The organism is Nocardiopsis listeri, assembly GCF_020741345.1.
Classification (GTDB): Bacteria; Actinomycetota; Actinomycetes; order Streptosporangiales; family Streptosporangiaceae; genus Nocardiopsis; species Nocardiopsis listeri_A.
Genome location: NZ_DYZD01000383.1, coordinates 1 through 4,704, shown reverse-complemented (window position 1 = coordinate 4,704; position 4,704 = coordinate 1). Strand labels below are relative to the sequence as shown.

4 protein-coding genes and 2 pseudogenes are annotated in these 4,704 nt (G+C 70.5%); 1 reads left to right on the top strand and 5 read right to left on the bottom strand.

Annotation, left to right across the window (positions count from 1 at the left end):
* Nucleotides 1–495, top strand: a pseudogene (locus tag K8V84_RS20505) (SGNH/GDSL hydrolase family protein); the annotation flags it as partial.
* 66 nt (nucleotides 496–561) lie between these two features.
* On the opposite strand, the gene K8V84_RS20500 reads toward K8V84_RS20505, so the two are convergent.
* From K8V84_RS20500 to K8V84_RS20480, 5 genes and pseudogenes are all read right to left on the bottom strand, one after another.
* Complete coding sequence (locus tag K8V84_RS20500; RefSeq protein WP_304077455.1) at nucleotides 562–1,725, bottom strand: EAL domain-containing protein; 1,164 nt, start codon at nucleotides 1,723–1,725, stop codon at nucleotides 562–564.
* Nucleotides 1,726–1,906: 181 nt separating this feature from the next.
* Nucleotides 1,907–3,145 carry a beta-ketoacyl-ACP synthase II gene (fabF, locus tag K8V84_RS20495; protein ID WP_304077453.1) on the bottom strand — a complete coding sequence of 413 codons (1,239 nt, stop codon included), beginning with the start codon at nucleotides 3,143–3,145 and terminating at the stop codon, nucleotides 1,907–1,909.
* A 126-nt stretch (nucleotides 3,146–3,271) separates the two neighbouring features.
* Complete coding sequence (locus tag K8V84_RS20490) at nucleotides 3,272–3,511, bottom strand: acyl carrier protein (RefSeq protein WP_067605459.1); 240 nt, start codon at nucleotides 3,509–3,511, stop codon at nucleotides 3,272–3,274.
* A gap of 71 nt (nucleotides 3,512–3,582) precedes the next feature.
* On the bottom strand, nucleotides 3,583–4,539 hold the full coding sequence (locus K8V84_RS20485) for a beta-ketoacyl-ACP synthase III (RefSeq protein ID WP_304077448.1): 957 nt from the start codon (nucleotides 4,537–4,539) through the stop codon (nucleotides 3,583–3,585).
* A 2-nt stretch (nucleotides 4,540–4,541) separates the two neighbouring features.
* Nucleotides 4,542–4,704, bottom strand: a pseudogene (locus K8V84_RS20480) (ACP S-malonyltransferase); the annotation flags it as partial.

Below are 4,704 nucleotides of genomic sequence, written 5' to 3'. Positions count from 1 at the left end.
AGCATGCACATGCGCGCGGTCGCCGAGCGTACCGGCACCGAGATCATCGACCTGTGGGCGCTCAACGCCCTCAACGACCCTCGGGCCTGGAGCGACGACCGGCTGCACCCCAACGGAGCCGGTCACCAGATCGTCGCGGCCCGCGTGGCCGACCTGCTCGGGTTCCCCATGGGACCACCCGAGTCCTGGACCGACCCGTGGTCCACCCCGCCCCAGCAGCTCCCTCGGATTCTGCGTCGTCGGGAGGGCCGTCGCTGGGCGCGCCAGTACCTCGTGCCGTGGCTGCGTCGCCGCGCCATGGGCCGCTCCTCCGGGGACGGACGGATGGCCCGCCGGCCCGAACTGGAGTACCTGCACGACGAGGAGACCCGCGAGCGGCTGCGCCGACAGCTGCGCGAGGTCGGCGCCGACACCCACTACAACGGTTACCCGGCCGGTGACTCGGTCCCCACCAGCAGCCCGTCGGGGACCAAAGGGCCCGAGCCTTCGAGGTGAGCGTCCCTCCCCTCGGCCACTCCGCACACGTTCGGCGGGGTGGCCGTTCCGCTTTCGGGAGTGGGTTCACTGTCGGGACAGGGACTGGATCAGGTCGCTGACGTGCACCACTCCCAGGCACTGGCCGTAGGGGTTGGTCACGATGAGGTCGTCGTAGACCCGTTCGCGGTCCTGACCCGCCACACGCAGTGCCGCGATCGCCGACATCCACGCCGGTACCGTTCGCGGTGACTCCGCCAGACGCAGAGCCGGACGTTTGGCGTGCAGCGCGTGCCCGTAGCGTCCGGTCACCGACAACAGGAACCGGGTCCGGTCGATCACCCCGGTGGGCCGTTCCCGGTGGTCGATCAAGACCACGCTGTTGAGCGCGGTGTCGGCGGTGAACGCCTCCAGCACGTGCTCGCCGGTCGACTCGGAGTCGAAGTCCAGCGGCGGCACCATGAACTCGGTGACCCTGGGGCCGGCGTCGGTGTCGCCCAGGGTGGTGGCCCCGGGTTCGGGTACGGGCGTCACCTTCTCACCGGGACGCCAGCCGGGGTCGGTGAAGAACGTTCCACCGCCCAGGCGCACTCCGCACTCCCGCAGCCGCACGATCTCCTCGCCCCGGGTCACCCCCGCGCCGAGGGCGTACACACCGCTGCTACGGCCGATCCGGGACAGACCCTCGACGATGCCGCTGTGACGCTGGTCGGAGTCGATCCCCGCCACCAGCTTCGGATCCAGGCGGATGAGGAACGGGAGGGCCTCCACCACCATGTCCGGTCGGGCCATCGCGGTGCCGAAACCACACCGGAACCCGACCGAACGCAGCCCGGTGACCCCGGCCATCACGATGTCCCTGGGCAGGTCCACCAGGTCGGGGGTGAGCATGAGGGTGATGTCGCGCGGTCGTCGACCCGCCCGCCGCAACGCGCTCTCGGCCATCGCGGGAAGATCCCCGCCATCGGCCAGCGCCACCGACGGCAGTGGAAGCACCAACGGCAGCAGACTCTCGGCGCCGCCGACGGAGCGCACCAGGGCCGACAGCCACTCGGCGACGAGCGCGGCTGCTCGGCCGGACCGGTCCGGCCGACCCAGGCCCTCCGGAACCGGGGCGACGACCTCCACGGCCACCACCGCGCCGGAGTCCAGGTCCACTATGGGGCGGAAGGTCGGTCCCCGGCGCTTCTTCGACACGGGCCCGGGCGCACCGGGGGCCGGGAGTGTGTGTTGGGAGTGCAGGGTGGACACACCACCATGGTGGCCCGTGGGTAGGGCCGACCTGAAGCCTTGTGCCCGCCTGTTCAGCCGTTCTTGAGCCGGGCGGTGCCGGTTGTTCACGCTCGGTCGACAAAGGTTCGCGAACACGACTGTGGGCGCCACCGAGAGTGACGCCCACAGTAGGAATGCAACGGTCGCCCGCCCGCGCGGATCAGGCGCGGCGGAAGGCCACCGCGATGTTGTGACCGCCGAACCCGAAGGACTCGTTGATGGCGGCCACGTCACCGGTCGGCATGTCCCGCGGCTTGTCGCGGACGATGTCCACGGCCACCTCGGGGTCCAGTTCGGTGATGTTGATGGTCGGGGGGATCCGACCCTCGTGCAGCGCCAGGATCGTGGCGATCGACTCCACCGCGCCGGCGCCGCCCAGCAGGTGACCGGTCATGGACTTGGTGGAGGTCACCGCGACCTGGTCGGCGGCGGAGTCGCCCAGGGCCGCACGGATCGCCCGGGTCTCACCGACGTCGCCGGCCGGGGTGGACGTGGCGTGTGCGTTGACGTGCGCGATGTCGCTCGGCTTCAGGTCGGCGTCGGTCAGCGCCTGGGTGATGGCGCGGGCCTGCCCGGCGCCCTCCGGGTCGGGCATGACGATGTCGTGGGCGTCGTCGGTGTAGCCCACACCGGCGGCGTGGGCGTACACCTTCGCGCCGCGCTTGGCGGCGTGCTCGGCGGACTCCAACACGAGGATGCCGGCGCCCTCGCCCATGACGAAGCCGTCACGCTGGGCGTCCCAGGGGCGGGAGGCGCCCTGCGGGTCGTCGTTGCGGGTGGACAGCGCGCGCATGGAGGCGAAGGAAGCGATGTTCAGCGGGTGGATGGCCGCCTCGGTCCCGCCGGCGATGACGACGTCGGCCCGCCCGGCGCGGATCATGTCGACCGCGTTGGCGATGGCCTCGGCGCTGGAGGCGCAGGCGCTGACCGGGGCGTGGGCGCCGGCGCGCGCGGTGAACTCCAGGGCCACGGCGGCCGCGGGGCTGTTGGGCATGAGCATGGGCACGGTGAACGGGGAGACCCGCTTCCAGCCCTTCTCACGGAAGGTGTCGTACTGCTCCAGGATGGTGAGGATGCCGCCGATCCCGCTGGAGACGACCACACCCAGACGCAGAGGGTCGACTTCGGGCGCGCCGGCGTGGTCCCAGGCCTCCTGGGCGGCGATGAGCGCGAACTGCTGAGTGCGGTCCAGGCGCCGCAGCCGGGGCCGTGGCAGCTTCTCGGAGGGCTCCTGCGCGATCTGCCCGGCGAAGTGCACCGGGAGCTTGTCGTGCCATTCCTCCGGCAGTGTGCTGATGCCGGAGCGGCCATCGAGGAGCGCGGACCATGTGGTCGCTACGTCACCCCCGAGGGGGGTGGTGGCGCCGAGGCCGGTGACGACGACATCGGTCTTAGGCATGATCCGATCGCCCTTCTCGTGGGTCGTTCCCGGCCGGGGCCGAGAGGCGTTGCGGATGAGGTCTGGTCTGCCCCCGGATGAGGGCGGGGCCGCCGGGACGGGATGTGCGCCGGCGGCCCGATGAGGCTACTTCTGGATGAAGTTCACGACGTCCTGGACCGTCTTGAGGTCCTTGAGCTGGTCGTCGGGGATCTCGACGCCGAACTTGTCCTGGGCGGCGACGGCGATCTCCACCATGGACAGCGAGTCGATGTCCAGGTCGTCCACGAAGTTCTTCTCGGGCGTGACCTCGGAGGGCTCGGTACCGACGATCTCCTCGATGATCTCGCCGAGGCCGGCCAGGATCTCCTGCTCGCTGAGAGCCATGTCTTGTTTCTCCTTGTTCGACGTTCGATGTCGGGGAACGGTCCCGCGTACGCAGAGGTGTGTCCGTTCCCTCAGGGGATACGGATCACCTGAGCGGCGTAGACCAGACCCGCTCCGAAACCGAGGGTGAGCACGATGCTCCCCGACGGCAGTTCCCCCCTGCCGACCATGCGCGAGAGCGCGAGTGGGATCGACGCGGAGGAGGTGTTGCCGGCGGTGACGATATCGCGTGCCACGCGTGCCTGGGGAGCTCCCAGCTTGCGTGCGATCGACTCGACGATCCGCAGGTTGGCCTGATGGGGGACGAAGGCGGTCAGTTCGGAGGGCTCCACGCCCGCCCGCTCCAACGCCTCCAGGGCGACCTTGTACAACTCGGTGGTGGTCCACCGGAAGACGGCCTGCCCCTCCTGGTAGAGGTACTTGCCCTCACGCAGGAAGATCTTGTCGGCGCGTTCGCCGGAGGAGCCCCACACCACGGGGCCGATGCCGTGCTCCTCTGAGGCCGAGACCACCGCGGCGCCGGCGCCGTCGGCGAAGATCACACAGGTGGAACGGTCGTCCCAGTCCACCCAGTCACTGAGCTTCTCGGAACCGATCACCAGCACGTTGCGGGAGCTGCCCGCCCGGACGCTGTCCGAGGCCAGCCCGAGCGCGTAGCAAAAGCCCGCACAGGCGGCGTTGACGTCGAACGCGCCCGGGGCGACGATACCGAGCCGGGCGGCGACGCTCGCCGCGGTGTTGGGGATCTGGTCCTGCACGGTGCAGGTCGCCACGATCACCAGGTCGATCTCCTCGGGGGACAGTCCGCTGGAGGCCAGCGCCTTTCCACCGGCGGCCACGGCCATGCTCAGGACGGTGTCCTCGGGCCCGGCCACCCGGCGCTCCTTGATCCCCACGCGGCTCTGGATCCACTCGTCGCTGGTCTCCACGCGTTCCGCCAGGTCGGCGTTGGTGACCACGTTGGAGGGCTGGAACTCGCCGAGGGAGCGGATCGCGGCGCCACCGGGTGTGCTGGGGACGTTGAACATGGTCAGCCTTCCTGCTGGGAGCCCGCGGAGACGCCCGCGTGCTCCTTGATGAGGGTGCCGGCGCGTTCGAGGTCGTCGGGGGTCTTCACCGCGAGGAGCTCGATACCGCGCAGGGCACGCTTGGCCAGCCCGGTGAGGGTGCCGGCGGGGGTGAGCTCGATGAGG

What these genes read in the sequence shown, in the direction of transcription:
- K8V84_RS20490 (WP_067605459.1), bottom strand. Translation starts at nt 3,511, where the DNA reads ATGGCTCTCAGCGAGCAGGAGATCCTGGCCGGCCTCGGCGAGATCATC.
- K8V84_RS20485 (WP_304077448.1), bottom strand. Translation starts at nt 4,539, where the DNA reads ATGTTCAACGTCCCCAGCACACCCGGTGGCGCCGCGATCCGCTCCCTC.
- fabF (WP_304077453.1), bottom strand. Translation starts at nt 3,145, where the DNA reads ATGCCTAAGACCGATGTCGTCGTCACCGGCCTCGGCGCCACCACCCCC.